Origin of the sequence: Bradyrhizobium sp. OK095 (genome assembly GCF_900109945.1) — a bacterium.
Taxonomy (GTDB): domain Bacteria; phylum Pseudomonadota; class Alphaproteobacteria; order Rhizobiales; family Xanthobacteraceae; genus Bradyrhizobium.
The window spans coordinates 34,936-57,638 of record NZ_FOBX01000021.1 but is presented as its reverse complement, the minus strand read 5'-3'; the positions used below and the strand labels follow the sequence as shown (position 1 = coordinate 57,638).

The following is a 22,703-nucleotide window of genomic DNA, read 5'->3' as shown; positions in this document are numbered from 1 at the left end:
GGGCGCAAGGCGGCATTATTCACCCCCTTCCGGGTGTCGCCGGAATGCAAGCCTCCGTGCGAAATCGCAAGCCGGCCGGCGCAACAGATTGGCATGACGCCCATCATCCAGCATTCTATCCTGCGGTGGATTCGGTTGCGGCGAATTTGCACCAGTGGGAACCGCGCAACCGGAGCGCAGCGTCGCGGGGCAGTCATCGATCAATCCTAGGCTCTCCGCCGGCGACTTGGGGAAGTTCGTCAAACGATGGAGGCGTGACGTGAACAGGACAAGAATAGCGGCCACGGCGATTGGTCTTGCCGGCGCGCTTGTGGCCTCGCAGGCCCAGGCGCAATCGGCGAGCAGCAGCGATCAGGAGATCGCGCTCTTGAAGCAGCAGTTGAAGATGCTGGAGCAGAAGCTCGACAAGCTCCAGAGCCAGACCGCAGCGAACACGGCGGCGACCGCAAAGGCCAAGGTCGAAGCGAAGGCCGAAGCAAAGGCGGAGGCGCGCTCCGAGGCGAAGGCCGTCGTCGCCAACGCCAATGCGGCAATCCCGCTCAAGGGACCGGTGCATCCATCCGGCGTGGTGGTCACGATGCCGAACAACCGGCCGACCATCTGTACCGCCGACGAAGCCAACTGCGTCGCGATCACCGGCCGCTTGCACTACGATATTGGTGGCTACGACTATCGTCCCAACACGGCGGCCACCGTGCCGCAGAAGCTCGACAGCGGCGAAAACGTCCGCCGCGCGCGCATCGGCATCGCCGGCAAGTTCTTCAACGACTGGAATTTCGCTCTGATCTACGACTTCGGCGGCTCGTCCGACGGATTTGGCGGCACCGGCGCCGCCGGTGCGACCCCTGTCGGCTTCCTGCCCGGCGGAGGCACCTCCGGCATCGAGAACGCGTATGTAAGCTATACCGGGCTGAAGCCGTTCGGCGGCAAAATGGCCATCGAAGCCGGCGTCATGGATATTGCATGGACCATGGATGAATCCATGAGCTCCAACGATATTCCCTTCATGGAGCGCGCCTCGGTCGGCATCATCGCACAAAACATCGCTGCCGGTGACTTTCGTTCTGCGGCGGGCGCGCGCTGGTACAACGATGTATTCTATGCCGGCGCTTACGTGACCGGTCCGACGACGGGTGCCATTCACTCGGCCTCGAGCGCCTCACCTCCCGGGACCAGCGAGCAATACGGCGCGACCGCCCGCGTCGCCGGCCAGATCGTCAGCGGCAAGGACTACTCGGTGCATCTTGGCGGCGACGCCCAGTGGCTGATCCAGCCGCCGCGCAATCTGGTAGCGAACACGCAAACGCTCGCGCTCAGCGACCGGCCCGAACTGCGCATCGATCCCACGACACTGATTTCGACCGGTGCGATTGCCAATGTCTCGGGCGCCCAGGTCTATGGCGTGGAAGCCGCGGCAACCTACGGCTCGCTGTTCCTCCAGGGCGAATACTACTGGTTCAACATCGAACGCAACGCGAATACCAGCGTGCCGATCGTGGGAGCACCAAGCCTGAAATTCCAGGGAGGTTACGCGGAAGCGGCCTACGTTTTGACCGGTGAATCACGCAAGTACAATCCAGGCAACGCCGCCTATGCCGGCGTCAAGCCCGATCATCCGTTCTCAATCGACGGCGGTGGCTGGGGTGCCTGGGAGATAGCCGGCCGCTACTCCACCGTCGACCTGAACGATCAGATCGCGGCTGCCACCGGCATCGCCGGCGGACGCCAGACGGTCTACACGCTCGCGCTCAACTGGTACGTCAACGGCAATGTCCGCTTCATGCTGGATTACCTGCATGGCAACATTTCCAAGCAAACGCTCCCGCCCGGGGCGAACACGAATACAGGCTCGAACTTCGACGCCGTCGCGATGCGTACGCAGTTCGCGTTCTGAGACGATCTCATCCGGGAGCGACACGCCGCTCCCGGATCTCTACGCCGCGCGCTTCTTCTTCACGATCACCGGCGGCGACGCGCAAGAGAGCCGCTGCTGATGGCTCTCGCCCCAGGCCTTCAGGATGTCGATCACCGGCCGCAGGCTCTCACCTAACTCCGAGAGGCAATATTCCACACGCGGCGGCACTTCCGCATAGACCTTGCGGATGACGAGCTTGTCCTCTTCCAGCGCGCGAAGCTGCTTTGTCAGCATGCGCTGGGTGATCCCAGGCATCCGGCGGCGCAACTCACCGAAGCGCTGGGTGCCATCCTGGAGGTGATAGAGGATCACGCCCTTCCACTTGCCGTCGATCAGGTCCAGCGTCGCCTCGACCGAGCAGCCGGGACGCCGGGTAAAATCTCGCCGTTTCATGGGTATTTTCCCAATAGTATCCAAACAGGGACTATATCCCCGAATTTACAGTACTTGCCAAATCGGAGCCAGAGCGACAGTTAGCACGGCAGGCGAGCACGCCATCTGATGGAGACAAGCCATGAAGGCCGTCGGCTACAAAAAATCGCTTCCGATCGAGGATCAGGACGCGCTGATCGACTTCGAAACCGCAAAGCCCGAGCCTGAGGGACGCGACATCCGCGTCGCCGTGAAGGCGATCTCGGCCAATCCGGTCGATTACAAGGTGCGCAAGCGCGCCGCCCCGCCCGAGGGCGGGACCAAGATCCTGGGCTATGACGCAGCCGGCGTGGTCGATGCCGTCGGGCCCGAGGTCACACTGTTCAAGCCCGGTGATGAAGTGTTCTACGCGGGCTCGATCTTGCGCCAGGGCACCAACGCGGAATTCCATTTGGTCGACGAGCGCATCGTCGGCAACAAGCCGAAGTCGCTCTCGTTTGCGCAGGCCGCAGCCCTCCCCCTCACCTCCATCACCGCCTGGGAATTGCTGTTCGACCGGCTCGGCGCGGTGCCCGGAAAGAGCGTCGATCCGCGCACGCTGCTGATCACCGGCGGCGCCGGCGGCGTCGGCTCGATCCTGATCCAGCTTGCCCGTCGCCTCACCGGCCTCACGGTGCTCGCGACCGCGACGCGGCCTGAATCACAAAAATGGTGCCTCGATCTCGGCGCGCATGCGATGATCGATCACGGCAAGCCGATGAAGGAGCAGATCGAGAAACTCAAGCTGCCGCCGGTCGCGCTGGTGGCCAGCCTCACCTTCACCGACCAGCACTACAAGGCGATCGCAGACTTCATGGCGCCGCAGGGTCGGTTCGGCCTGATCGACGATCCCCCGGAATTCACCATGAGCGCCTTCAAGGGCAAGGCGATCTCGGTGCATTGGGAATCGATGTTCACGCGCTCCTCGTTCCAGACCCCCGACATGATCGCGCAGCATCATCTGCTGGGCGACGTCGCCGACCTCATCGACAAGGGCGTGCTGCGCACCACGCTCGACCAGACCTTTGGCACGATCAACGCAGCCAACCTCAAGCGCGCGCATGCGCTGCTCGAGAGCGGCAAGTCACGCGGCAAGATCGTGCTGGAGGGGTGGTAGGCACAGGTATCTTAGGGTGGGCAAAGGCGCACTTGCGCCGTGCCCACCATCTTCTCAACGCGTCGCGTAAAAGTGGTGGGCACGCTTCCGCTTTGCCCACCCTACGGCAGTTGTGTTGCCGCGTGCATCCTCACGCAATCGTATTGACGATGCCACCTTCCGCCCGCAACGCCGCGCCGTTGGTCGCGGACGCCTCCTTCGATGCGACATAAACCACCATATTCGCGATCTCGTCGACGCTGGCAAAACGCTGGATCAGCGAGCTCGGGCGGTGCTGCTTGACGAAATTAGCAGCGGCCTCATCCACTGACTGGCCGTTCTGCTTGGCGAGATCCTTCACGAAGGTCTCGACGCCTTCCGACATGGTCGGCCCCGGCAGCACGGAATTGACGGTGACCGCAGTGCCGCGGGTGAGCTGCGCCAGGCCGCGCGCGACCGAGAGCTGCGCGGTCTTGCTCATGCCGTAATGGATCATCTCGGCGGGAATGTTGAGCCCGGATTCCGAGGAGATGAAGACGATGCGGCCCCAATTGCGCTTGAGCATGCCCTTCATGTAGGCGCGCGAGAGGCGTACGCCGCTCATGACATTGACCTCGAAGAAGCGGCTCCAATCCTCATCGGGGATCTCGAAAAAGTCCTTTGGCTCGAAGATGCCGGCGTTGTTGATGAGGATGTCGACCTCCGGCAGCGCCGCCACAAGCGCCTTGCAGCCCGCTGCGGTCGAGACGTCGGCGGCAATGCCGCGCACCTTGCCGCCAGCCGCTTCCAGCTTGCGCACGGCCGCATCGACCTTGTCCTGTCCGCGGCCGTTGATCACGACGCTGGCGCCGGAAGCAGCCAGGCCCTTGGCAATGGCGTGGCCAATGCCGGCTGTCGAGCCGGTGACGAGGGCGGTCTTTCCGGAAAGGTCGATCTTCATGAATTATCTCCATTGATGCTGGTACGGATATCGTGCGCAGCACAGGCGGATGCAATCACCTCTCACCGACGCGTGAGGATCTGTCGCCACAACGGCAGAGCCGTAGCGTGCCTGTGTCCACCCTACGATTTCGGCGGCAGCGTCCGGACGAACGCGACTATGGCGTCGAGATCCTGGGCCGTCATGCTTGCATAACCAGCATAAGCCATCGGCGGCTTGAGCTTGTGGCCGTCGCGCGCGATGCCTTGCGTAATCGCACGTTTGATTTCGTCGTCGCTCCATTGGCCGAGGCCCGCAGCAGGGTCCGCGGTGATGTTGGCAGAGACAGACTCGCCCCACGGCCCCTTGAAGGTCCGGCCGCCCTTGCCGCTTGCTGCGGCGAAATCGTGCACGACGGACGGTCCTTCGGGCGTGTGGCATTCCAGGCAATGGGCGATCGTCAGCAGATAACGGCCGCGCGCGAGCTTGTCGGACAGGTCAGCCTCGGCTGCCTGCTTGCCGGCATAGGTCGGCGTTTCCGGCTTCAGCGCGACCCTGTATTCCGGCGCCGGCGTCTCGTGGCGCACTGGCGGCACGGAGCGCAGATAAGCCGCGAGCGCATCGAGATCGCGGGCCGTGAGCACCGTGTAGAACGCGCTCGGCATGATCGGCGCAACGTGGGTGCCGTTCGGCTTGATGCCGCTGGCGAGAAACCGTTTCAGCTCGGCATCGCTCCAGTTGCCGATCCCGGTATCCTTGTCCGGCGTGATGTTGGAGCCGGTGACCTTGAACGCCGGCTCGTCAAAGACCTGACTGCCACCCGAGAGCGCACGCGAGAGATCGAGCCCTTGCGGCCCGCGCGGCGTGTGGCAGTTGTGGCAGACCATCACGCTGTTGACGAGATAGGCGCCGCGCTCGACCAGCGTCTCGGCAGAGGCCGGCGACATCAGCAGCGCCAGCGCAAATCCAAACACAATCCTCATGAGAGCCCCCGCCCGGAATCGCGTGCACCAAAACAATGCGCGGCATGAGAAATCGCCGCGCCATACAAAAAAGCGGCGCCCAGAGGCGCCGCTTTCGAAAACTCAGTACCGGTCGGCTTACGCCGCCTCGGCTTCCTTCTCCTGCACCGGTCCGGAGTCCTGGCCCTTGGCATCGACATCGCGATCGACGAACTCGATCACGGCCATCGGGGCGTTGTCGCCGTAGCGGAAGCCGGCCTTGATGATGCGGGTGTAGCCGCCCTGGCGGTCCTTGTAGCGGGGCCCCAATACGTCGAACAGCTTCCTGACCTGGTCCTTGTCGCGCATCTCGGAGATCGCCTGGCGGCGCAAAGCGAGACCACCCTTCTTGCCGAGGGTGATGAGCTTCTCCACGATCGGACGAAGCTCCTTGGCCTTGGGCAGCGTGGTGACGATCTGCTCGTGCTTGATCAGCGCGGCGCACATGTTGGCGAACATCGCCTTGCGGTGTTCGGCGGTGCGGTTGAGCTTACGATGAACCTTGCCGTGACGCATTGATCTATTCCTTGATTTGACTTCGTCGCGACGGTTCGTCGGACATATTGCTCAGGTGGGCTGCCTGCGTTCGCCCAGATAACGATCAGCGAGTGGCAAGCAGCTATTCGCTACTCGCCACTCCCTATTCGCCTAACTCAGTAGTGATCCTCGAAGCGCTTGGCGAGCTCGTCGATGTTCTCCGGCGGCCAGCCCGGCACTTCCATGCCGAGATGCAGACCCATCTGGGCCAGCACTTCCTTGATCTCGTTCAGCGACTTGCGGCCGAAGTTCGGGGTGCGGAGCATTTCGGCTTCCGACTTCTGCACGAGGTCGCCGATGTAGACGATGTTGTCGTTCTTCAAGCAGTTGGCCGAACGCACCGACAGCTCGAGCTCGTCCACCTTCTTGAGGAAGGCCGGGTTGAAGGCGAGGTCCGGGATGATCTCCTGGGCAACTTCCTTGCGCGGCTCTTCGAAGTTGACGAACACGTTGAGCTGATCCTGGAGGATGCGCGCGGCATAGGCCACGGAATCATCCGGCGTCAGCGCGCCGTTGGTCTCGATCGTCATGGTCAGCTTGTCATAGTCGAGGATCTGGCCCTCGCGGGTGTTCTCGACCTTGTAGGAGACCTTGCGGACCGGCGAGTACAGGCTGTCGACCGGGATCAGACCGATCGGCGCATCCTCGGGACGGTTACGCTCGGCGGGCACGTAGCCCTTGCCGGTGGCGACCGTGAACTCCATGCGGATCTCGGCGCCCTCGTCGAGGGTGCAGATCTGCAGGTCGGGATTGAGCACGACGACATCGCCAACCGTCTGGATGTCGCCGGCCGTGACCGTGCCCGGGCCCTGCTTCTTCACGACCATGCGCTTGGGGCCTTCGCCCTGCATCCTGATCGCGATGTCCTTGATGTTCAGCACGATGTCGGTGACGTCCTCACGAACGCCCGCGATCGAGGAGAACTCGTGCAGCACGCCGTCGATATGCACCGACTGCACCGCCGCGCCCTGGAGCGAGGAGAGCAGGATGCGGCGGAGCGCATTGCCAAGCGTCTGGCCGAATCCGCGCTCGAGCGGCTCGGCAACGACAGTCGCGAAACGCGAGGGATCGCTGCCGGGCTGCACCTGGAGCTTGTTCGGCCGAATCAGTTCTTGCCAATTTTTCTGGATCGTCACTGTTTCACCCATACAGGCCAGTCAAACTGCTGTCGCAGACACTGGCGTTGGAGAAAGGCCGCAGATCATTCCCGCGGCTTTGCAAAAAGTCATCGCGGGCGACGATGCGCCCGCAACTTCGTATCAAACGCGCCGACGCTTGCGGGGACGGCAACCGTTGTGCGGGATCGTGGTCACGTCGCGGATCGAGGTGACGGTGAAGCCCGCGGCCTGCAGCGCACGGAGCGCCGACTCACGTCCCGAACCGGGACCGGCGACTTCGACTTCCAGCGTGCGCATGCCGTGTTCCTGCGCCTTCTTCGACACGTCCTCGGCGGCAACCTGCGCGGCATACGGGGTCGACTTGCGCGAGCCCTTGAAGCCCATCGTGCCGGCGGAAGACCAGGCAATGGTATTGCCCTGCGCGTCGGTGATGGTGATGGTCGTGTTGTTGAACGACGAGTTCACGTGCGCGACGCCGGAGGCGATGTTCTTGCGCTCACGACGACGAACGCGGGTGGCTTCCTTGCCCATAGAGTACCTTTCCTGAAGATCTCAAACGCCGCCGTAATGCCAGCGGCTACACCTGATGGAACGAAAGGCGTGCGGCGAACGGGATGTCCCCTGTTCGCCGCACGCCGCGATTGGATTCGAAAACTTACTTCTTCTTGCCAGCGATGGCCTTGGCCGGTCCCTTGCGCGTGCGCGCATTGGTGTGGGTACGCTGACCCCGCACCGGCAGACCGCGACGATGACGCAGGCCGCGATAGCAGCCGAGGTCCATCAGACGCTTGATGTTGATGCCGACCTCACGACGCAGGTCGCCCTCGACGAGATAGTCGCGGTCGATCACCTCGCGGATCTGGAGCACTTCGGCATCGCTGAGCTGATTAACGCGACGATCCTCGGGGATCTTCACCTTCTCGATGATTTCACCAGCGATCTTCTGGCCGATGCCATGGATGTACTGGAGCGCGATCAGCACGCGCTTGTTGGTCGGAATGTTCACGCCGGCAATACGGGCCACGGCCTTCTCTCCTGTCGCCGACCCCTCGTCAGGAATCTGGCTTTAAGTGCTTGGTTTCTCGGGCAGGTGTTCACAAACGCGAACACGACGCCCACCCCTAGTCTTCCTGGGGCTCGGCATCGTTTTAAACTATCCGACTTGGATGCTGGGCTTATTAGGGGATTCCAGGGGCTTTCGTCAACCGCTGCTAGCGCTTGGCTCGCTTTTTCGTGACCTTTTTTGGTCCCTTCTTCGAACCTTTTTTGACAGCCTTCTTGGCGGTCTTTTTGGCTGCTTTTTTAGCCGTTTTCTTGGCCGTTTTCTTGGCAGCCTTCTTGGTGCCCTTCACGGCCTTCTTGGCCGCCTTTTTGACGGTTTTGGCCGATTTAGCGGCCTTCTTAGCCGCTTTGGCCGGCTTTCCGGCCGTTTTCTTCGTTGCCTTGGCTTTTTTGGTCCCCGTCTTGGCGGGCGCCGCCTTGGCCGCGCTGCGGGCGTGACTCTTGGGTTCGATCGCCCCAAGCGCCAGGAGCTGGCGGTGGATGGCCCGGGTGACCTCGTCGATGGCCATCATTCCGTCGATGGTGGAGAGCTTCCGCCGCTCGGAATAGTAGTGAATCAGCGGTTCCGTCTGGTTGCGGTAGCTGGCGAGTCGCTTGGTCAGGACCTCCGGGGTGTCGTCGACCCGGACCTCCTCCCCGCGCTCCCGCATCTGGGCGACGCGGGTCTCGACGCGACTCAGCAGCGCGCTCTCGTTGACGCGGAGCTCGATCACGCCGTCGAGCTTGAGATGCTTGTGCTTGAGCAGCTCATCCAGCGCCTCGGCCTGCGGCACGGTGCGCGGGAAGCCGTCGAGGATAAAACCGTTCTTCGCATCCGGCTGGTCGATGCGGTCGGAGATGATTCCCACCACGACCTCGTCGGGGACGAGGCCGCCGCCGGCCATGATCTCCTTGGCCTTCAGACCGACCGGCGTTCCCGCCGCGACGGCTGCACGCAACATCTCGCCGGTCGAGAGCTGGACGATGCCATAGCGCTGCACCAGCAGCTGCGCCTGGGTCCCCTTGCCCGACCCCGGCGGTCCCAGAAGTATAATTCTCATCGGCGTACGCCCCCCGGATTGGTGAGCGATACGTCGCGCACCTGTGTTTTGATATCAAGAGCAGTGCAAACCAGAACCAGCGCCGCACCACCATCGACGATCATACTATAAGGCAGACCGATCCCGTAAAGCTCGAAGACCTCCGGAATCAACTGCAACGCAGTCAGGTAGACGGCTCCGACGACCGTCGTCAATGACACGGCGCGATCGAGATAGTCGGCTGTCGCCTCGCCCGGTGCGACACCGGGAATTGTGCCATCACGCTGCGCCAGGGATTTGGAGGTGTGCTCGGGGTCGACGACATAAGCCGTGTAGACAAAGGCGAGCACGAACACCGCGATCGAGACGAGGACGAGGTGCGCCGGCTGCCCCAGCTGGAGATGCCGGTACGCTGCGGCGACCAGCGGATGATCGCCGCCCAGGATGACGCCCGCAAAGGCGAGCGGCAGAAAGAAGATCCACGGCGCCACGGTGACCGGAATCAGAAACCCGGCGTTGTTGATCTTGATCGGCAGCACGCCCGCGCGCACTGGCAACTGCCGGGCGCCGGCATTGAGCGCGCCGAACTCGACGCGGATATTTCGCCGCGCACCTTCGACAAGCACGATCACAGCGACGGTCACGACCCAGAACACGACGTGGGCGAACACGAGATTGCCCGAGATCGCCCCGCTCTGCACCAGACCCACGACGCCGGCGACGTCTCGCGGCAGGGAGACGAGCATGCCGACACTCAAGATCAGCGCCAGGCCATTGCCGATGCCGTAGCGGGTGATCTGTTCGCTCAGCCACACCAGCACGAAGACGCCGCCGACCATCGAAGCCGTGGCCGTCACGACGAACCAGCCGTCGGGATTCTTGACGAGCTCCGGAATGGAAATCAGCGCGGAGGCGATGCCGTAGGCTTGAAAGGCCGCAAGAGCCAGCGTGAGTCCGAGCGTGGCACGGGCGACCTTGCGTCGACCGCCCTCGCCCGACCGCTCGAGCGAACTAAGGCCGCGCCACACCACCGACAGCAACCGGACAAAGATCGCCGCAGTCAGATAGGGAATGAGGCTGAGCGAAAAGAGCGACAGGCGGACGTTGAAGTTGGGCAACGACGTGAGGCGCGAAACATCCAGTCCCGCAATCGGGATCTGGGTGCCGAGCCTGAACAAGAGCAGCGCGCCAATCGTGAAAGCGATCCGGCGCGCGAGCTCCCTGCTCATCTACGGCGGCCGCGCAGCTTCGACTTGCGGATCAGGCCTTCGTACTGATGCGCCAGCAGATAGCCCTGCACCTGCGCCACCGTGTCCATGGTGACGCTGACGACGATCAGCAGCGAGGTGCCGCCGAAGTAGAAAGGCACCGAGGCGTAGGAGATCAGAATCTCCGGGATCAAGCAGACGATCGCCAGATAGATCGCACCTAACACGGTGATGCGCGACAGCACGTAGTCGATATATTCGGCGGTGCGCTCGCCGGGACGGATACCCGGAATGAAACCGCCATGCTTCTTCAGATTGTCCGCGGTCTCGGTCGGGTTGAACACGATCGCGGTGTAGAAGAACGCGAAGAACACGATCAGCGCCAGATACATGATCAGGAACAGCGGACGGCCATGGCCGAGCTGGGTCGTGATCCACTGGAACCATTCCGGCCCACGGCCCGCGTTGAAGTTCGCAACCGTGGTCGGCAGCAGCAGCAGCGAGGACGCGAAGATCGGCGGGATCACGCCCGAGGTGTTGAGCTTGAGCGGCAGATGGGAGGACTGTCCCTCGAACATCTTGTTGCCGACCTGGCGCTTCGGATACTGGATCAGCAGCCGGCGCTGGGCGCGCTCCACGAACACGATGAAGGCGATCACGGCGACTGCCATAATGATGACGACCAGGATCAGGCCGGTTGACATCGCGCCCTGACGGCCGAGCTCGAGCATGTTGGCGAGCGCCGCCGGCAGCTCGGCGACGATGCCGGAGAGAATGATCAGCGAGATGCCGTTGCCGATGCCGCGCGAGGTAATCTGCTCGCCCAGCCACATCAGGAACATGGTGCCGCCGGTCAGCGTGATCGCGGTGGACAGACGGAAGAACATGCCGGGGTCGCTGACGACGTTGCCGGCGCCCTCGAGGCCCACCGCGATGCCGTAGGACTGGAACGCGGCCAGGATGACCGTGAGATAGCGGGTGTACTGGTTCAGCAGCTTGCGGCCGGACTCACCTTCCTTCTTCAGCGCCTCGAGCTGGGGCGAGACGGTGGTGAGGAGCTGGATGATAATCGAGGCCGAAATGTACGGCATGATGTTCAGCGCGAAGATCGCCATGCGGTGGATGCCACCGCCGGCGAACATGTTGAACATGCCGAGGATGCCGCCCGCCTGGGAACGGAACACCTGCTCCCAGATGTTGGGATCGATGCCGGGCAGCGGGATGTAGGTCCCGAGCCGATAAACGAGCAGAGCACCCAGGGTGAACCAGATGCGCTTCTTCAGTTCGTCGGCCTTGGCAAACGCGCCGAAATTGAGATTGGCTGCCAGTTGTTCCGCTGCAGAGGCCATCTTGGACTTTCTCCCGCCGCCTATTGCGCCGTCATGCCCGCGGCCGGGCTACTTTAGCGGACGCCGGACATTATCTGGGGCTACGGCTTCGATAAGTCCATTGTCACTCATGCGTAAAGGCCCGCGAGCCGCGGGCCAATGACGCAGTTGTTACGCCGCCTCGCCTTCTTCCTTGGCAGGGGCGAGGATCTTCACCGAACCGCCGGCCTTCTCGACTGCCGCGATCGCGGTCTTCGAGGCACCGTGGACTTCGATGTTAAGCTTGGCCTTGAACTCGCCGCGGCCGAGCAGCCGCAGGCCGCCCTTGGCGCGGCGCAGCACGCCAGCCTTGACCAGAGCTTCGACGTTCACGACGCTGCCGGCGTCGATCTTCTTGGCATCGACCGCGTCCTGGAGCCGGTCGAGATTGATCTCGGCGAACTCGATGCGGAAGATGTTGTTGAAGCCGCGCTTGGGCAGACGGCGATGCAACGGCATCTGACCGCCTTCGAAACCCTTGATGCGCACGCCCGAACGCGCGGTCTGGCCCTTGCCACCGCGGCCAGCCTGCTTGCCCTTGCCCGAACCAATGCCACGGCCGACGCGCATACGCTTCTTGCGCGAGCCGGCGTTGTCGGCGATATCGCTGAGCTTCATCGCCCTGCTCCTTGTTTCTTGCGCATGACCTTCACCGAAAACGGGTGCCCGCTTTTCGGGGTCGTGCGCCTTTGCTTACTTCTCGTCGACGATGCGAACGAGATGGTGAACCTTCAAGATCATGCCGCGGACTGCCGGGGTGTCCGGCAGTTCGCTGATACGACCGATCTTGTTGAGCTTGAGCCCGATCAGCGTTGAGCGCTGCGAGTGATGGCGGCGGATCGCGCTGCCGGTCTGCTCGAGCTTGATCGTCTTTGCGGCCTTGGCCATCATGGTCTACTCCGAAAAGCTTCCGTTACTCGGCAGCCGCCTCGGCATCGCCACCGATACGGCGCGACTGGAGGGTGGACACCTTGATGTTGCGGCGGGCAGCGACCGAACGCGGCGAATCCTGATGCTTCAGCGCGTCGAACGTCGCGCGAACCATGTTGTAGGGGTTCGACGAGCCGATCGACTTTGCCACCACGTCCTGGACGCCGAGCGTCTCGAACACGGCGCGCATCGGGCCCCCCGCGATGATGCCAGTACCAGCCGGAGCTGCACGCAGGTAGACACGGCCCGCGCCATGACGGCCGGCGATGTCGTGATGCAGCGTGCGGCCCTCGCGCAGCGACACGCGGGTCAGATTGCGCTTGGCGGACTCGGTTGCCTTGCGGATCGCCTCGGGAACTTCGCGCGCCTTGCCGTGACCGAAGCCGGCGCGGCCCTTCTGGTCGCCGATCACGACCAGCGCTGCGAAACCGAAGCGCTTGCCGCCCTTGACGACCTTGGCCACGCGGTTGATGTGCACGAGCTTGTCGACGAACTCGCTATCGCGCTCCTCGCGCTGCTGGCGGTCACGTCCGCCGCCGCGTTGATCGCGTCCACCACGTTGTTCGCGTTCTGCCATTTTTCCAATCCTTCAGAGGCTTACGCCTCAACCTTCAAATTCTGTTAGAAGCTCAGCCCGCTCTCACGCGCCGCGTCGGCAAGAGCCTTGACGCGCCCGTGGTAGAGGTAGCTGCCGCGATCGAACACGACTTCCTTGACGCCCTTCTCGGCAGCGCGCTCGGCCAGCAGCTTGCCGACCGCCTTCGCCGCATCGATGTCGGCGCCGGTCTTGCCGCCGTCGCGCATCGACTTCTCGAGCGAGGAGGCAGAGGCCAGCGTCTCGCCCTTCAGGTCGTCGATGACCTGGGCGTAGATGTGCTTCGACGAGCGGAACACAGACAGACGCGGACGGCCGGCACCGGAGCGGCGCAGCTTCAGCCGCACACTCCGCTTGCGCCGGGCATTCGTAATCTTGGCTTTCGACATGACCGGCTCCGTTACTTCTTCTTGCCTTCCTTGCGGAAGATAAACTCGCCAACATACTTCACGCCCTTGCCCTTGTAGGGCTCCGGCGGACGATAGGAGCGAATCTCGGCGGCGACCTGGCCGACACGCTGGATGTCGCTGCCGGTCACCGTGATCTCAGTCGGCTTCGGCACGGTGATCGTGATCCCTTCCGGGATCGCATAGACCACGTCGTGGCTGTAGCCGAGCGCGAGCTGCAGGTTCTTGCCCTGCAACGCGGCGCGGTAACCGACGCCGGTGATTTCGAGCTTCTTCTCGAAGCCCTTGGTGACGCCTTCGACCAGATTCGCGACCTGGGCGCGAGCGGTACCGTACAGCGCCCGCGCGCGATTGGTCTCGACCCGCGGGTTCACCTTGACCTGGCCGCTCTCGAGCTTCACTTCGACGTCGCTATGAACGACGAACTGAAGCTGGCCCTTCGGCCCCTTCATCTTGACGGTCTGCCCATCGACGGTCGCGGTCACACCGGACGGAACCGCCACAGGCCTTTTGCCAACACGTGACATGGATCAAAAATCCTTCTCAGAACACGGTGAAGAGGACTTCGCCGCCCACGTTCGCTTCACGCGCACTGTGGTCAGCCATGATCCCCTTCGGCGTCGACAACACCGAAATGCCGAGCCCGTTGTTGACCCGCGGCAGAGCCTTCACCGAGGCGTAGACACGACGCCCGGGCTTGGAGACTCGTTCGATCTCGCGGATGACGGGCTCGCCGTCGAAATACTTCAGCTCGATCTCGATCTCGCTGCGGCCCGAGGAATGCTCGAGCGTGGCGTAACCGCGAATGTAGCCCTCGGTCTTCAGGACCTCGAGCACGTTCTCGCGCATCTTCGAGCCAGGCGTGGAGACCTTGCTCTTGGCGCGCATCTGCGCGTTGCGGATACGGGTGATCAGATCGCTGATTGGATCGTGCGTAGACATCTAAACGACCCTCCTTACCAGCTGGACTTCACGAGGCCCGGGACCATGCCCTTGGAGCCAAGGTCGCGCATCGCGATGCGGGACAGTTTGGTCAAGCGATAGTTCGAGCGCGAACGGCCCGACAGCTCGCAACGCAGACGGATGCGGGTGGCCGACGAATTGCGCGGCATTTCCGCAAGCTTCAGGGTCGCGGCGAACCGCTCCTCCATCGGCAGCGTCTTGTCGGCGATGATCGCCTTCAACCGCGCGCGCTTCGGGGCGGCGTTCTTCGCCATCCGCTTGCGCCGGTTGTTCTTCTCGACTGAACTCTTCTTTGCCATGCTTGGCTCCTGGGTATCCGCGTTTGAGAGGCTTTAGGTCAGCGTCTCACTGCCGGAACGGGAAATTGAAAGCGGTCAACAGGGCCCGCGCCTCATCGTCGGTCTTGGCCGTGGTGCAGACAGTGATGTCCATACCGCGGGTATCCGTGACCTTGTCGAAGTCGATCTCGGGGAAAATGATGTGCTCCTTGATGCCGAGCGAGTAGTTGCCGCGACCATCGAAGCTCTTCGGGTTCAGGCCGCGGAAGTCGCGGACGCGCGGCAGCGCGACCGTCACCAGGCGATCGATGAACTCGTACATGCGGGCCTTGCGCAGCGTGACCTTGCAGCCGATCGGCTGGTTTTCACGCAGCTTGAAGGTCGCGATCGCGACGCGCGAATAGGTCACGATCGCCTTCTGGCCGGCGATCTGGGTCAATTCGGCGGCGGCGTTCTCGGCCTTCTTGCGGTCGTTGACGGAATCGCCAACGCCCATGTTCAGCACGATCTTGTCCAGCCGCGGAACCTGCATGACGTTCTCATAACCGAACTTCTCGGTCATTTCCGTCCGGATCTTCGCGTCGTATTCCGCGCGCAGGCGCGGCGTGTAAGCGGCCTCAGCCATCGATCTCTGCTCCCGAGCTCTTGGCGATGCGGACCTTCTTGCCGTCCGCCAGAATCTTGAATCCGACGCGGGTCGGCTTTCCGTCCTTGCCGACAAACGCGACGTTGGACAGTTGGATCGGCGACTCCTTCGAGATGATGCCGCCCTCCTGGGCCTGCGTCTGCTTCTGGTGACGCTTGACCATGTTGATGCCACGCACGAGCGCGGTGCCGGCGTCAGGACGCACTTCGAACACTTCGCCGGTGCGGCCCTTGTCGCGGCCGGTCAGCACGACGACCTTGTCACCCTTGCGGATCTTGGCAGCCATTACAGCACCTCCGGCGCAAGCGAGATGATCTTCATGTGGTTCTTGCCACGCAGCTCGCGCGGCACGGGCCCGAAGATACGGGTACCGATCGGCTCGGACTGGTTGTTGATCAGAACGGCGGCATTGCGGTCGAAGCGGATGACCGAACCGTCGGCGCGGCGGATGTCCTTGCGGACGCGCACCACGACGGCCTTCATCACGTCGCCCTTCTTCACCTTGCCACGCGGAATTGCTTCCTTGATCGAGACGACGATGATGTCGCCGATCGTGGCGTAGCGGCGCTTGGAGCCCCCGAGCACCTTGATACACATAACACGGCGTGCGCCAGAATTATCGGCCACGTCGAGGTTGGTCTGCATCTGAATCATTGATGCACCTCGTCCTCTTCTCTATGCGCCAGCCCAGCCGGCGCTCAACATTTCCCTGAAGTCAGTCGGCTAAAGCCAACAGATCAGGCGCTTTTCTTGTGTTCGCCCCGGATCACGACCCAGCGCTTCAACTTGGAAATCGGCTTCGATTCCTCGATCCACACCATGTCGCCCGGCTTGAACTCGTTGCTCTCGTCGTGCGCGTGGTAGTTCTTCGAACGGCGGATCGTCTTCTTGTAGATTGGGTGCGTGAAGCGGCGGTCAACGCGCACCACGATGGTCTTGGCTTGCTTGTCGCTGACGACCAGGCCCTGCAAAGTACGTTTCGGCATCTTCGTAAGCCTCTTACTTCTTCGCGCGCTTTTGCGCGGCGACGGTCTTGATCCGGGCGATGTCACGGCGGGCCTCGCGCAGGCGCGAGGTGTTCTCGAGCTGCCCGGTGGCACGCTGGAAGCGCAGGTTGAAGCGCTCCTTCTTCAGGTTCAGGATGGCGTCATCCTGCTGATCGGGGCTCAACGCGCGGATGTCTTCGATCTTCATCTGGGCCATGGCCATTACTCCGCAATGCGTTCGACGAAGCGCGTCTTGATCGGCAGCTTGGCGGCCGCGAGCGTCAGCGCTTCCTTTGCGGTCTGCACCGTGACACCGTCGATCTCGAAAATCACCCGACCCGGCTTGACGCGCGCGACCCACAATTCCGGCGCACCCTTGCCGGAGCCCATGCGGACTTCGGCGGGCTTCTTCGACACCGGAACGTCGGGGAACACGCGGATCCAGACACGGCCGGCACGCTTCATGTGGCGGGTCAGCGCGCGGCGAGCGGCCTCGATCTGGCGCGCGGTGACGCGATCAGGCTCGGCCGCCTTCAGGCCGAACTGACCGAAGGCCAACGTCGCGCCCGAAGACGCAACGCCGTGGATACGGCCCTTATGCGCCTTCCGGAACTTCGTTTTCTTAGGTTGCATCATGGCTTCAAGCCCTCAAATTCTCTGTACTGGCTCAGGCCGCGTCGCGGCGCTGACGGCCGCCACGATCACCACCGCCACCGCCGCCGGTCTCGCCTTCGGCCATTCTCTTGTCCTGGGCCATCGGATCGTGCTCGAGGATCTCACCCTTGAAGATCCAGACCTTGACGCCGCAGGTGCCGAAGGTCGTGAACGCGGTCGCGACGCCGTAATCGATGTCGGCGCGCAGCGTGTGCAGCGGCACGCGACCTTCGCGATACCACTCCATACGCGCGATTTCCGCACCGCCCAGACGACCCGAGCAGTTGATCCGGATGCCTTCCGCGCCGAGACGCATCGCCGATTGCACGGCGCGCTTCATGGCACGTCGGAACGCAACGCGGCGCTCGAGCTGCTGCGCGATCGATTCGGCCACCAGCGTCGAATCGAGCTCCGGCTTGCGGATCTCGACGATGTTGATGACGACGTCGGACGACGTGATGTCCGCGACCTTCTTGCGCAGCTTGTCGATGTCGGCGCCCTTCTTGCCGATCACCACGCCCGGACGAGCCGAGTGGATGGTGACGCGGCACTTCTTGTGCGGACGCTCGATGATGATGCGGGCGACGGCCGCCTGCTTGAGCTCCTTGTGCAGGATCTCGCGGATCTTGACGTCCTCGTGCAACAGCTTGCCGTATTCCTGCTTGCCGGCGAACCAGCGGGAATCCCAGGTACGGTTGATGCCAAGACGCAGACCGATCGGATTGATCTTTTGACCCATCGTGTGCTCCTGCGTCCCTTAAGCCGCTGCTTCGGCTTCGACCTGACGAACGATGATCGTCAGCTGCGAAAATGGTTTGTAGACACGGCCCGAGCGGCCACGGCCACGGGCGGCAAAGCGCTTCATCACGAGGCCGTTGCCGACGAAGGCCTGCGCCACGACGAGATCATCGACGTCGAGGTCGTGATTGTTCTCGGCATTGGCGATAGCCGATTCCAGGCACTTCTTCACGTCGACCGCGATCCGCTTGCGCGAAAACTGCAAGTCGGCGAGCGCAGAAGCCGCCTTCCGGCCGCGAATAAGCTGGGCGACCAGGTTGAGCTTCTGCGGGCTCACCCGAAGCATCCGGGCGACAGCCTTGGCCTCGTTCTCGGCGAGGCTCCGTTCGCGCTTAGGTTTGCTCATCGTTTAAGCCCTCTTGGCTTTCTTGTCGCCGGAGTGGCCATGGAAGGTACGGGTCGGCGAGAACTCGCCGAACTTGTGACCGACCATTTCCTCGTTGACGGCCACCGGCACGTGCTTCTGACCGTTGTAGACCCCGAAGGTCAGGCCGACGAATTGCGGCAGGATCGTCGAGCGACGGCTCCAGATCTTGATGACATCGTGACGGCCGGACGCGCGCGCGGCATCTGCCTTCTTGAGCAGAGAACCCTCGACGAACGGGCCTTTCCAGACTGAACGAACCATGTCCGGCGTTCCTTACTTCTTCCGCTTGTGGCGGCTTAGGAGAATGAATTTGTTGGTCGACTTGTTGGAGCGGGTCTTCTTGCCCTTGGTCGGCTTGCCCCACGGAGTGACCGGGTGGCGACCGCCCGAGGTACGACCTTCACCACCGCCGTGCGGATGGTCGATCGGGTTCATCGAAACGCCGCGGTTGTGCGGCTTGCGGCCCAGCCAGCGGTTTCGGCCGGCCTTGCCGATCGACGTGTTCATGTGATCCGGGTTCGACACCGCGCCGATCGTGCCGCGGCAACGGCCGTGCACCAGGCGCTGCTCGCCCGAATTCAGGCGGACGATCACGTAGTCCTGGTCGCGACCGACGAGCTGGGCATAGGTACCCGCGGAACGGGCGAGCTGGCCGCCCTTCCCGATCTTGAGCTCGATGTTGTGGATGATCGTGCCGACCGGCATGTTGCCGAGCGGCATGACGTTGCCCGGCTTCACGTCGACGTAGTTACCGGCGATGATGGTGTCACCCACGGCCAGGCGCTGCGGCGCCAGGATGTAGGCCTGCTCGCCGTCCTGATACTTGATCAGCGCGATGAAGCCGCTGCGGTTCGGATCGTATTCCAGCCGCTCGACGGTCGCGGGAACGTCGATCTTCTCACGCTTGAAATCGACGGTGCGCAGCGTCCGCTTGTGACCACCGCCACGGAAGCGCACGGTGATGCGACCGGTGTTGTTGCGGCCGCCCGAGGAATGCTTGCCTTCGGTGAGCGCCTTGACCGGCTTGCCCTTGTAGAGCGCCGAACGATCGACCATGACCAGCTGGCGCTGGCCCGGCGTCGTAGGATTGAATGTCTTCAGTGCCATCGTCGTACGACCTTACAGACCGGTGGTCACGTCGATCCGGTGACCCTCTTCGAGAGTCACGATCGCGCGCTTGGAGTTCGACTGCGAGCCGAGATTGCCGCGGAAGATCTTGGTCTTGCCCTTGCGGACCAGCGTGTTGACGCTCTTGACCTTGACGTCGAACAGCTTCTCGATCGCTTCCTTGATCTGCGGCTTGGTCGCCTTCGCGGCCACCTTGAACAGCACCTTGTTGTGCTCCGAGGCGATCGTGGCCTTTTCGGTCACAACCGGCGACAGGATCACGTCGTAGTGGCGAGGCTCGATGTTCTTCGTCATTTGAAGCGCGCCTCCAGCGCATCGATGGCGGCCTTGGTCAGAACAAGCTTCCGACGGCGCAGGATGTCATAGACGTTGATGCCCTGGATCGGCAGCACGTCCATGTTCGGGATGTTGCGGGCAGCAGCGGCAAAGCCGTTGTTGAGCTCGGCACCATCAATGATCAGCGCGTTGGTCAAGCCGAGGCCGGAGAAATGACCGAGCAGCGCCTTGGTCTTGGCGGCTTCCAGCGCGGCCTTGTCGATCACGATCAGATCGCCGTCCTTGGCCTTGGCCGACAGAGCATGCTTGAGAGCAAGCACACGGACCTTCTTCGGCAGGCCGGTTTCGTGCGAACGCACCACCGGACCGAAGGCACGGCCACCGCCACGGAACTGCGGCACGCGGGCCGAGCCGTGACGAGCACCGCCGGTGCCCTTCTGCTTGTACATCTTCTTGCCGGTGCGCCAGATCTCGGCGCGGCCCTTGGCCTTGTGGGTACCGGCCTGACGCTTGTTGAGCTGCCATTGCACGCAACGTGCGATGATGTCCTGGCGCGGCTCGAGACCGAAAATGGTATCGGACAGCTGGACGGAGCCCGCTTCCTTACCTTCGAGGGTGGTGACCTTCAATTCCATCTCACGCCTCCTGCGCAGCCGGAGCAGCGTCCGCTTCGCCAGCAACCTTGAACTTGCCGGGCTTCGGAGCATCCTTCGGCAGCGGCTTCTTGACGGCGTCGCGCACGCGAATCCAGCCGCCCTTGGAGCCGGGAACGGCGCCTTCGACGAGGATCAGCCCGCGCTCGACATCGAGCTGAACGACGCGGAGGTTGAGCGTGGTGATGCGGTCGACACCCATGTGGCCGGGCATCTTCTTGTTCTTCCAGGTCTTGCCGGGGTCCTGACGGCCACCGGTCGAACCGATCGAACGATGCGACACCGACACACCGTGGGTGGCGCGCAGACCGCCGAAGTTCCAGCGCTTCATACCGCCGGCAAAGCCCTTACCGACCGAGGTGCCGGTGACGTCGACGAACTGGCCGACGACGAAGTGGTCGGCGAGGATTTCGGCGCCAACCGGGATCATGGCATCCGCGGAGACGCGGAATTCCTCGACCTGCCGCTTCGGCTCGACCTTGGCGACCGCGAACTGGCCGCGCTCCGCCTTGGGCATGTAAACGGTCTTGCGGCTGCCAGAACCAAGCTGGAGCGCCACGTAGCCGTTCTTCTCTTCAGTGCGGTGGCCTAAGACCTGGCAATTGCCGAGCTTCAGCACGGTCACGGGGATATGTTCGCCGGCCTCTGTAAAGACCCGCGTCATCCCGACCTTTTGTGCGATCACTCCGGAGCGCATCGGCGTGCTTCCTGTTCTTTCTGTCCGCAAGTCGCGAACGTGATCCAAAAATCTTAGAGCTTGATCTCGACGTCGACACCGGCGGCCAGGTCGAGCTTCATCAAAGCATCGACGGTCTGCGGAGTCGGATCGACGATGTCGAGCAGGCGCTTGTGAGTGCGCATCTCGAACTGCTCGCGGCTCTTCTTGTCGACGTGCGGCGAACGGTTGACGGTGAACTTCTCGATGCGGGTGGGCAGCGGAATGGGTCCGCGAACCTGCGCACCGGTGCGCTTCGCCGTGTTCACGATCTCGCGGGTCGACGTATCGAGGATACGATGGTCGAACGCCTTGAGACGGATACGAATATTTTGGCCGTTCATTGCCGTGTCTTTCTTAGTGGGTGGCGAGTAGCGAATAGCGAATGGTTTCTAGTCCACTCGCTACTCGCCATTCCCTATCGCTTGTTACTCGATGATCGAGGCGACGACGCCGGCGCCGACGGTGCGGCCACCTTCGCGGATCGCGAAACGGAGCTTCTCTTCCATCGCGATCGGCACGATCAGGTGCACTTCCATCGCGATGTTGTCGCCCGGCATCACCATCTCGGTACCTTCCGGCAGATGCACGACACCGGTCACGTCGGTGGTGCGGAAGTAGAACTGCGGACGGTAGTTGGTGAAGAACGGGGTGTGGCGGCCGCCCTCTTCCTTGGTGAGGATGTAGGCCTCAGCCTTGAACTTGGTGTGCGGCTTGACCGAACCCGGCTTGGCCAGAACCTGGCCGCGCTCGACGTCCTCGCGCTTGGTGCCGCGGAGCAGCGCACCGATGTTGTCGCCGGCCTGGCCCTGATCGAGCAGCTTGCGGAACATTTCGACGCCGGTGACGGTGGTCTTCTGGGTGGCACGGAGACCGACGATCTCGATTTCCTCGCCGACCTTGACGATGCCGCGCTCGACACGGCCGGTGACGACGGTGCCGCGGCCCGAGATCGAGAACACGTCTTCAACCGGCATCAGGAACGGCTGGTCGATCGGACGCTCCGGCTGCGGGATGTACTCATCGACGGCCTTCATCAGCTCGAGGATGGCGTCGTGGCCGAGCTTCTTGTCGGAATCTTCGAGCGCAGCGAGCGCCGAACCCTTGATGATCGGAATCTTGTCGCCCGGGAATTCGTACTTCGAGAGCAGCTCGCGAACTTCGAGCTCAACCAGCTCGAGCAGCTCCGGATCGTCGACCATGTCGCACTTGTTGAGGAACACGACGAGCGCGGGCACGCCGACCTGGCGGGCGAGCAGGATGTGCTCGCGGGTCTGCGGCATCGGGCCGTCAGCAGCCGACACGACCAGGATCCCGCCATCCATCTGAGCGGCGCCGGTGATCATGTTCTTCACATAGTCGGCGTGGCCCGGGCAGTCGACGTGGGCGTAGTGGCGGTTCTTGGTCTCGTACTCGACGTGGGCGGTCGAGATCGTGATGCCGCGCGCCTTCTCTTCCGGCGCCTTGTCGATCTGGTCGTACGCGGTGAACGTCGCACCGCCGGTCTCGGCGAGGATCTTGGTGATCGCCGCGGTCAGCGACGTCTTGCCATGGTCGACGTGACCGATGGTGCCGATGTTGCAGTGCGGCTTGTTACGTTCAAACTTTGCTTTGGCCATTTGACTCTCCGTTCAATCGTCAGTTCGAGACCGAC

34 protein-coding genes are annotated in these 22,703 nt (G+C 62.9%); 2 read left to right on the top strand and 32 right to left on the bottom strand.

All coding sequences use genetic code 11. The annotated features are described in order from the left end of the window. The first annotated feature begins 259 nt into the window (after nt 1-259). Nucleotides 260-1,894 (top strand): OprO/OprP family phosphate-selective porin, encoded by a 1,635-nt coding sequence (locus BMW89_RS35155; RefSeq protein WP_092034916.1) that lies wholly within the window; start codon nt 260-262, stop codon nt 1,892-1,894. 39 nt (nt 1,895-1,933) lie between these two features. Here BMW89_RS35155 and BMW89_RS35150 read toward each other — a convergent pair whose 3' ends face one another. Further along, entirely contained in the window at nt 1,934-2,308 is a 375-nt protein-coding gene (locus tag BMW89_RS35150) for a winged helix-turn-helix transcriptional regulator (RefSeq protein ID WP_092034915.1), read from the bottom strand. 121 nt (nt 2,309-2,429) lie between these two features. Here BMW89_RS35150 and BMW89_RS35145 point away from each other — a divergent pair, with 121 nt between their 5' ends. Beyond that, the gene (locus BMW89_RS35145) at nt 2,430-3,443 is read left to right on the top strand and encodes a zinc-binding alcohol dehydrogenase family protein (protein WP_092034914.1); all 1,014 of its coding nucleotides are present in this window, start codon (nt 2,430-2,432) and stop codon (nt 3,441-3,443) included. A 130-nt stretch (nt 3,444-3,573) separates the two neighbouring features. Here the strand turns inward: BMW89_RS35145 and BMW89_RS35140 are convergent, their stop codons facing one another. From BMW89_RS35140 to tuf, 31 genes are all read right to left on the bottom strand, one after another. After that, the gene (locus tag BMW89_RS35140) at nt 3,574-4,362 is read right to left on the bottom strand and encodes an SDR family NAD(P)-dependent oxidoreductase (protein ID WP_092034913.1); all 789 of its coding nucleotides are present in this window, start codon (nt 4,360-4,362) and stop codon (nt 3,574-3,576) included. A gap of 122 nt (nt 4,363-4,484) precedes the next feature. Beyond that, nucleotides 4,485-5,324 (bottom strand): c-type cytochrome, encoded by an 840-nt coding sequence (locus BMW89_RS35135; protein WP_092034912.1) that lies wholly within the window; start codon nt 5,322-5,324, stop codon nt 4,485-4,487. A 117-nt stretch (nt 5,325-5,441) separates the two neighbouring features. Continuing rightward, complete coding sequence (gene rplQ, locus BMW89_RS35130; RefSeq protein WP_092034911.1) at nt 5,442-5,858, bottom strand: 50S ribosomal protein L17; 417 nt, start codon at nt 5,856-5,858, stop codon at nt 5,442-5,444. A gap of 137 nt (nt 5,859-5,995) precedes the next feature. Beyond that, nucleotides 5,996-7,027: a DNA-directed RNA polymerase subunit alpha gene (locus tag BMW89_RS35125; RefSeq protein ID WP_092034910.1), complete on the bottom strand. Its 1,032-nt coding sequence runs from the start codon at nt 7,025-7,027 to the stop codon at nt 5,996-5,998. A 111-nt stretch (nt 7,028-7,138) separates the two neighbouring features. Then, nucleotides 7,139-7,528: a 30S ribosomal protein S11 gene (gene rpsK, locus BMW89_RS35120; RefSeq protein WP_007603045.1), complete on the bottom strand. Its 390-nt coding sequence runs from the start codon at nt 7,526-7,528 to the stop codon at nt 7,139-7,141. Between the two features lie 124 nt (nt 7,529-7,652). Further along, nucleotides 7,653-8,021 (bottom strand): 30S ribosomal protein S13, encoded by a 369-nt coding sequence (gene rpsM / locus BMW89_RS35115; protein WP_092034909.1) that lies wholly within the window; start codon nt 8,019-8,021, stop codon nt 7,653-7,655. A 187-nt stretch (nt 8,022-8,208) separates the two neighbouring features. Beyond that, on the bottom strand, nt 8,209-9,099 hold the full coding sequence (locus tag BMW89_RS35110) for an adenylate kinase (protein ID WP_092034908.1): 891 nt from the start codon (nt 9,097-9,099) through the stop codon (nt 8,209-8,211). Then, nucleotides 9,096-10,307: a preprotein translocase subunit SecY gene (locus BMW89_RS35105; protein ID WP_092034907.1), complete on the bottom strand. Its 1,212-nt coding sequence runs from the start codon at nt 10,305-10,307 to the stop codon at nt 9,096-9,098. The genes BMW89_RS35110 and BMW89_RS35105 overlap by 4 nt, the downstream gene beginning before the upstream one ends. Further along, nucleotides 10,304-11,635, bottom strand: coding sequence for a preprotein translocase subunit SecY (gene secY / locus BMW89_RS35100; protein ID WP_092034906.1), 1,332 nt, complete (start codon nt 11,633-11,635; stop codon nt 10,304-10,306). The genes BMW89_RS35105 and secY overlap by 4 nt, the downstream gene beginning before the upstream one ends. A 150-nt stretch (nt 11,636-11,785) precedes the next feature. Continuing rightward, complete coding sequence (rplO, locus tag BMW89_RS35095) at nt 11,786-12,271, bottom strand: 50S ribosomal protein L15 (protein ID WP_092034905.1); 486 nt, start codon at nt 12,269-12,271, stop codon at nt 11,786-11,788. 75 nt (nt 12,272-12,346) lie between these two features. Beyond that, entirely contained in the window at nt 12,347-12,541 is a 195-nt protein-coding gene (gene rpmD / locus BMW89_RS35090) for a 50S ribosomal protein L30 (RefSeq protein ID WP_092034948.1), read from the bottom strand. 25 nt (nt 12,542-12,566) lie between these two features. Next, nucleotides 12,567-13,160, bottom strand: a complete 594-nt coding sequence (rpsE, locus tag BMW89_RS35085; protein WP_092034904.1) for a 30S ribosomal protein S5 — start codon at nt 13,158-13,160, stop codon at nt 12,567-12,569. Nucleotides 13,161-13,204: 44 nt separating this feature from the next. Next, nucleotides 13,205-13,567, bottom strand: coding sequence for a 50S ribosomal protein L18 (gene rplR / locus BMW89_RS35080; protein ID WP_092034903.1), 363 nt, complete (start codon nt 13,565-13,567; stop codon nt 13,205-13,207). Nucleotides 13,568-13,578: 11 nt separating this feature from the next. Then, nucleotides 13,579-14,112 carry a 50S ribosomal protein L6 gene (gene rplF / locus BMW89_RS35075; protein ID WP_092034902.1) on the bottom strand — a complete coding sequence of 178 codons (534 nt, stop codon included), beginning with the start codon at nt 14,110-14,112 and terminating at the stop codon, nt 13,579-13,581. A 16-nt stretch (nt 14,113-14,128) separates the two neighbouring features. After that, on the bottom strand, nt 14,129-14,527 hold the full coding sequence (gene rpsH, locus BMW89_RS35070; protein ID WP_092034901.1) for a 30S ribosomal protein S8: 399 nt from the start codon (nt 14,525-14,527) through the stop codon (nt 14,129-14,131). A gap of 14 nt (nt 14,528-14,541) precedes the next feature. Next, nucleotides 14,542-14,847 (bottom strand): 30S ribosomal protein S14, encoded by a 306-nt coding sequence (rpsN, locus tag BMW89_RS35065; RefSeq protein ID WP_092034900.1) that lies wholly within the window; start codon nt 14,845-14,847, stop codon nt 14,542-14,544. Nucleotides 14,848-14,893: 46 nt separating this feature from the next. Continuing rightward, entirely contained in the window at nt 14,894-15,451 is a 558-nt protein-coding gene (gene rplE, locus BMW89_RS35060) for a 50S ribosomal protein L5 (RefSeq protein WP_092034899.1), read from the bottom strand. Then, the gene (gene rplX / locus BMW89_RS35055; RefSeq protein ID WP_092034898.1) at nt 15,444-15,758 is read right to left on the bottom strand and encodes a 50S ribosomal protein L24; all 315 of its coding nucleotides are present in this window, start codon (nt 15,756-15,758) and stop codon (nt 15,444-15,446) included. Before rplX ends, rplE begins: the two co-directional genes overlap by 8 nt. Beyond that, nucleotides 15,758-16,126, bottom strand: coding sequence for a 50S ribosomal protein L14 (gene rplN, locus BMW89_RS35050; protein ID WP_027535299.1), 369 nt, complete (start codon nt 16,124-16,126; stop codon nt 15,758-15,760). Before rplN ends, rplX begins: the two co-directional genes overlap by 1 nt. A gap of 83 nt (nt 16,127-16,209) precedes the next feature. After that, complete coding sequence (rpsQ, locus tag BMW89_RS35045; protein WP_092034897.1) at nt 16,210-16,458, bottom strand: 30S ribosomal protein S17; 249 nt, start codon at nt 16,456-16,458, stop codon at nt 16,210-16,212. Nucleotides 16,459-16,471: 13 nt separating this feature from the next. Beyond that, nucleotides 16,472-16,675, bottom strand: coding sequence for a 50S ribosomal protein L29 (gene rpmC / locus BMW89_RS35040; protein WP_092034947.1), 204 nt, complete (start codon nt 16,673-16,675; stop codon nt 16,472-16,474). A gap of 5 nt (nt 16,676-16,680) precedes the next feature. Then, entirely contained in the window at nt 16,681-17,094 is a 414-nt protein-coding gene (rplP, locus tag BMW89_RS35035; RefSeq protein WP_092034896.1) for a 50S ribosomal protein L16, read from the bottom strand. 31 nt (nt 17,095-17,125) lie between these two features. After that, entirely contained in the window at nt 17,126-17,851 is a 726-nt protein-coding gene (rpsC, locus tag BMW89_RS35030) for a 30S ribosomal protein S3 (RefSeq protein ID WP_092034895.1), read from the bottom strand. 18 nt (nt 17,852-17,869) lie between these two features. Then, on the bottom strand, nt 17,870-18,256 hold the full coding sequence (gene rplV, locus BMW89_RS35025) for a 50S ribosomal protein L22 (RefSeq protein ID WP_092034894.1): 387 nt from the start codon (nt 18,254-18,256) through the stop codon (nt 17,870-17,872). 3 nt (nt 18,257-18,259) lie between these two features. Beyond that, nucleotides 18,260-18,538 carry a 30S ribosomal protein S19 gene (gene rpsS, locus BMW89_RS35020; protein WP_074116739.1) on the bottom strand — a complete coding sequence of 93 codons (279 nt, stop codon included), beginning with the start codon at nt 18,536-18,538 and terminating at the stop codon, nt 18,260-18,262. Between the two features lie 12 nt (nt 18,539-18,550). After that, nucleotides 18,551-19,384, bottom strand: a complete 834-nt coding sequence (rplB, locus tag BMW89_RS35015) for a 50S ribosomal protein L2 (protein ID WP_092034893.1) — start codon at nt 19,382-19,384, stop codon at nt 18,551-18,553. Nucleotides 19,385-19,396: 12 nt separating this feature from the next. Beyond that, nucleotides 19,397-19,699, bottom strand: a complete 303-nt coding sequence (locus BMW89_RS35010) for a 50S ribosomal protein L23 (RefSeq protein WP_007603019.1) — start codon at nt 19,697-19,699, stop codon at nt 19,397-19,399. Continuing rightward, on the bottom strand, nt 19,696-20,316 hold the full coding sequence (rplD, locus tag BMW89_RS35005) for a 50S ribosomal protein L4 (protein ID WP_092034892.1): 621 nt from the start codon (nt 20,314-20,316) through the stop codon (nt 19,696-19,698). The genes BMW89_RS35010 and rplD overlap by 4 nt, the downstream gene beginning before the upstream one ends. 1 nt (nt 20,317) lies before the next feature. Beyond that, on the bottom strand, nt 20,318-21,031 hold the full coding sequence (gene rplC, locus BMW89_RS35000) for a 50S ribosomal protein L3 (protein WP_092034891.1): 714 nt from the start codon (nt 21,029-21,031) through the stop codon (nt 20,318-20,320). 53 nt (nt 21,032-21,084) lie between these two features. Next, nucleotides 21,085-21,393 (bottom strand): 30S ribosomal protein S10, encoded by a 309-nt coding sequence (gene rpsJ, locus BMW89_RS34995; protein ID WP_002712302.1) that lies wholly within the window; start codon nt 21,391-21,393, stop codon nt 21,085-21,087. An 84-nt stretch (nt 21,394-21,477) separates the two neighbouring features. Beyond that, nucleotides 21,478-22,668, bottom strand: coding sequence for an elongation factor Tu (gene tuf / locus BMW89_RS34990; RefSeq protein ID WP_092034890.1), 1,191 nt, complete (start codon nt 22,666-22,668; stop codon nt 21,478-21,480). Between the last annotated feature and the right edge of the window lie 35 nt (nt 22,669-22,703).

What these genes read in the sequence shown, in the direction of transcription:
- BMW89_RS35145 (WP_092034914.1), top strand. Translation starts at nt 2,430, where the DNA reads ATGAAGGCCGTCGGCTACAAAAAATCGCTTCCGATCGAGGATCAGGAC.
- rplX (WP_092034898.1), bottom strand. Translation starts at nt 15,758, where the DNA reads ATGGCTGCCAAGATCCGCAAGGGTGACAAGGTCGTCGTGCTGACCGGC.
- secY (WP_092034906.1), bottom strand. Translation starts at nt 11,635, where the DNA reads ATGGCCTCTGCAGCGGAACAACTGGCAGCCAATCTCAATTTCGGCGCG.
- rpsE (WP_092034904.1), bottom strand. Translation starts at nt 13,160, where the DNA reads ATGGCAGAACGCGAACAACGTGGTGGACGCGATCAACGCGGCGGCGGA.
- rpmC (WP_092034947.1), bottom strand. Translation starts at nt 16,675, where the DNA reads ATGGCCCAGATGAAGATCGAAGACATCCGCGCGTTGAGCCCCGATCAG.
- rpsS (WP_074116739.1), bottom strand. Translation starts at nt 18,538, where the DNA reads ATGGTTCGTTCAGTCTGGAAAGGCCCGTTCGTCGAGGGTTCTCTGCTC.
- rplD (WP_092034892.1), bottom strand. Translation starts at nt 20,316, where the DNA reads ATGGAATTGAAGGTCACCACCCTCGAAGGTAAGGAAGCGGGCTCCGTC.
- rplP (WP_092034896.1), bottom strand. Translation starts at nt 17,094, where the DNA reads ATGATGCAACCTAAGAAAACGAAGTTCCGGAAGGCGCATAAGGGCCGT.
- rplE (WP_092034899.1), bottom strand. Translation starts at nt 15,451, where the DNA reads ATGGCTGAGGCCGCTTACACGCCGCGCCTGCGCGCGGAATACGACGCG.
- BMW89_RS35125 (WP_092034910.1), bottom strand. Translation starts at nt 7,027, where the DNA reads ATGGGTGAAACAGTGACGATCCAGAAAAATTGGCAAGAACTGATTCGG.
- rpsN (WP_092034900.1), bottom strand. Translation starts at nt 14,847, where the DNA reads ATGGCAAAGAAGAGTTCAGTCGAGAAGAACAACCGGCGCAAGCGGATG.
- rplN (WP_027535299.1), bottom strand. Translation starts at nt 16,126, where the DNA reads ATGATTCAGATGCAGACCAACCTCGACGTGGCCGATAATTCTGGCGCA.
- rpsC (WP_092034895.1), bottom strand. Translation starts at nt 17,851, where the DNA reads ATGGGTCAAAAGATCAATCCGATCGGTCTGCGTCTTGGCATCAACCGT.
- rplR (WP_092034903.1), bottom strand. Translation starts at nt 13,567, where the DNA reads ATGTCGAAAGCCAAGATTACGAATGCCCGGCGCAAGCGGAGTGTGCGG.
- BMW89_RS35010 (WP_007603019.1), bottom strand. Translation starts at nt 19,699, where the DNA reads ATGACGAAGAACATCGAGCCTCGCCACTACGACGTGATCCTGTCGCCG.
- tuf (WP_092034890.1), bottom strand. Translation starts at nt 22,668, where the DNA reads ATGGCCAAAGCAAAGTTTGAACGTAACAAGCCGCACTGCAACATCGGC.
- rplO (WP_092034905.1), bottom strand. Translation starts at nt 12,271, where the DNA reads ATGAAGCTCAGCGATATCGCCGACAACGCCGGCTCGCGCAAGAAGCGT.
- rpsQ (WP_092034897.1), bottom strand. Translation starts at nt 16,458, where the DNA reads ATGCCGAAACGTACTTTGCAGGGCCTGGTCGTCAGCGACAAGCAAGCC.
- BMW89_RS35135 (WP_092034912.1), bottom strand. Translation starts at nt 5,324, where the DNA reads ATGAGGATTGTGTTTGGATTTGCGCTGGCGCTGCTGATGTCGCCGGCC.
- rplV (WP_092034894.1), bottom strand. Translation starts at nt 18,256, where the DNA reads ATGAGCAAACCTAAGCGCGAACGGAGCCTCGCCGAGAACGAGGCCAAG.
- BMW89_RS35140 (WP_092034913.1), bottom strand. Translation starts at nt 4,362, where the DNA reads ATGAAGATCGACCTTTCCGGAAAGACCGCCCTCGTCACCGGCTCGACA.
- rplC (WP_092034891.1), bottom strand. Translation starts at nt 21,031, where the DNA reads ATGCGCTCCGGAGTGATCGCACAAAAGGTCGGGATGACGCGGGTCTTT.
- BMW89_RS35150 (WP_092034915.1), bottom strand. Translation starts at nt 2,308, where the DNA reads ATGAAACGGCGAGATTTTACCCGGCGTCCCGGCTGCTCGGTCGAGGCG.
- rpsH (WP_092034901.1), bottom strand. Translation starts at nt 14,527, where the DNA reads ATGTCTACGCACGATCCAATCAGCGATCTGATCACCCGTATCCGCAAC.
- rplQ (WP_092034911.1), bottom strand. Translation starts at nt 5,858, where the DNA reads ATGCGTCACGGCAAGGTTCATCGTAAGCTCAACCGCACCGCCGAACAC.
- rpmD (WP_092034948.1), bottom strand. Translation starts at nt 12,541, where the DNA reads ATGGCCAAGGCCGCAAAGACGATCAAGCTCGAGCAGACCGGCAGCGCG.
- rplB (WP_092034893.1), bottom strand. Translation starts at nt 19,384, where the DNA reads ATGGCACTGAAGACATTCAATCCTACGACGCCGGGCCAGCGCCAGCTG.
- rpsK (WP_007603045.1), bottom strand. Translation starts at nt 7,528, where the DNA reads ATGGGCAAGGAAGCCACCCGCGTTCGTCGTCGTGAGCGCAAGAACATC.
- rplF (WP_092034902.1), bottom strand. Translation starts at nt 14,112, where the DNA reads ATGTCACGTGTTGGCAAAAGGCCTGTGGCGGTTCCGTCCGGTGTGACC.
- rpsJ (WP_002712302.1), bottom strand. Translation starts at nt 21,393, where the DNA reads ATGAACGGCCAAAATATTCGTATCCGTCTCAAGGCGTTCGACCATCGT.
- BMW89_RS35110 (WP_092034908.1), bottom strand. Translation starts at nt 9,099, where the DNA reads ATGAGAATTATACTTCTGGGACCGCCGGGGTCGGGCAAGGGGACCCAG.
- BMW89_RS35105 (WP_092034907.1), bottom strand. Translation starts at nt 10,307, where the DNA reads ATGAGCAGGGAGCTCGCGCGCCGGATCGCTTTCACGATTGGCGCGCTG.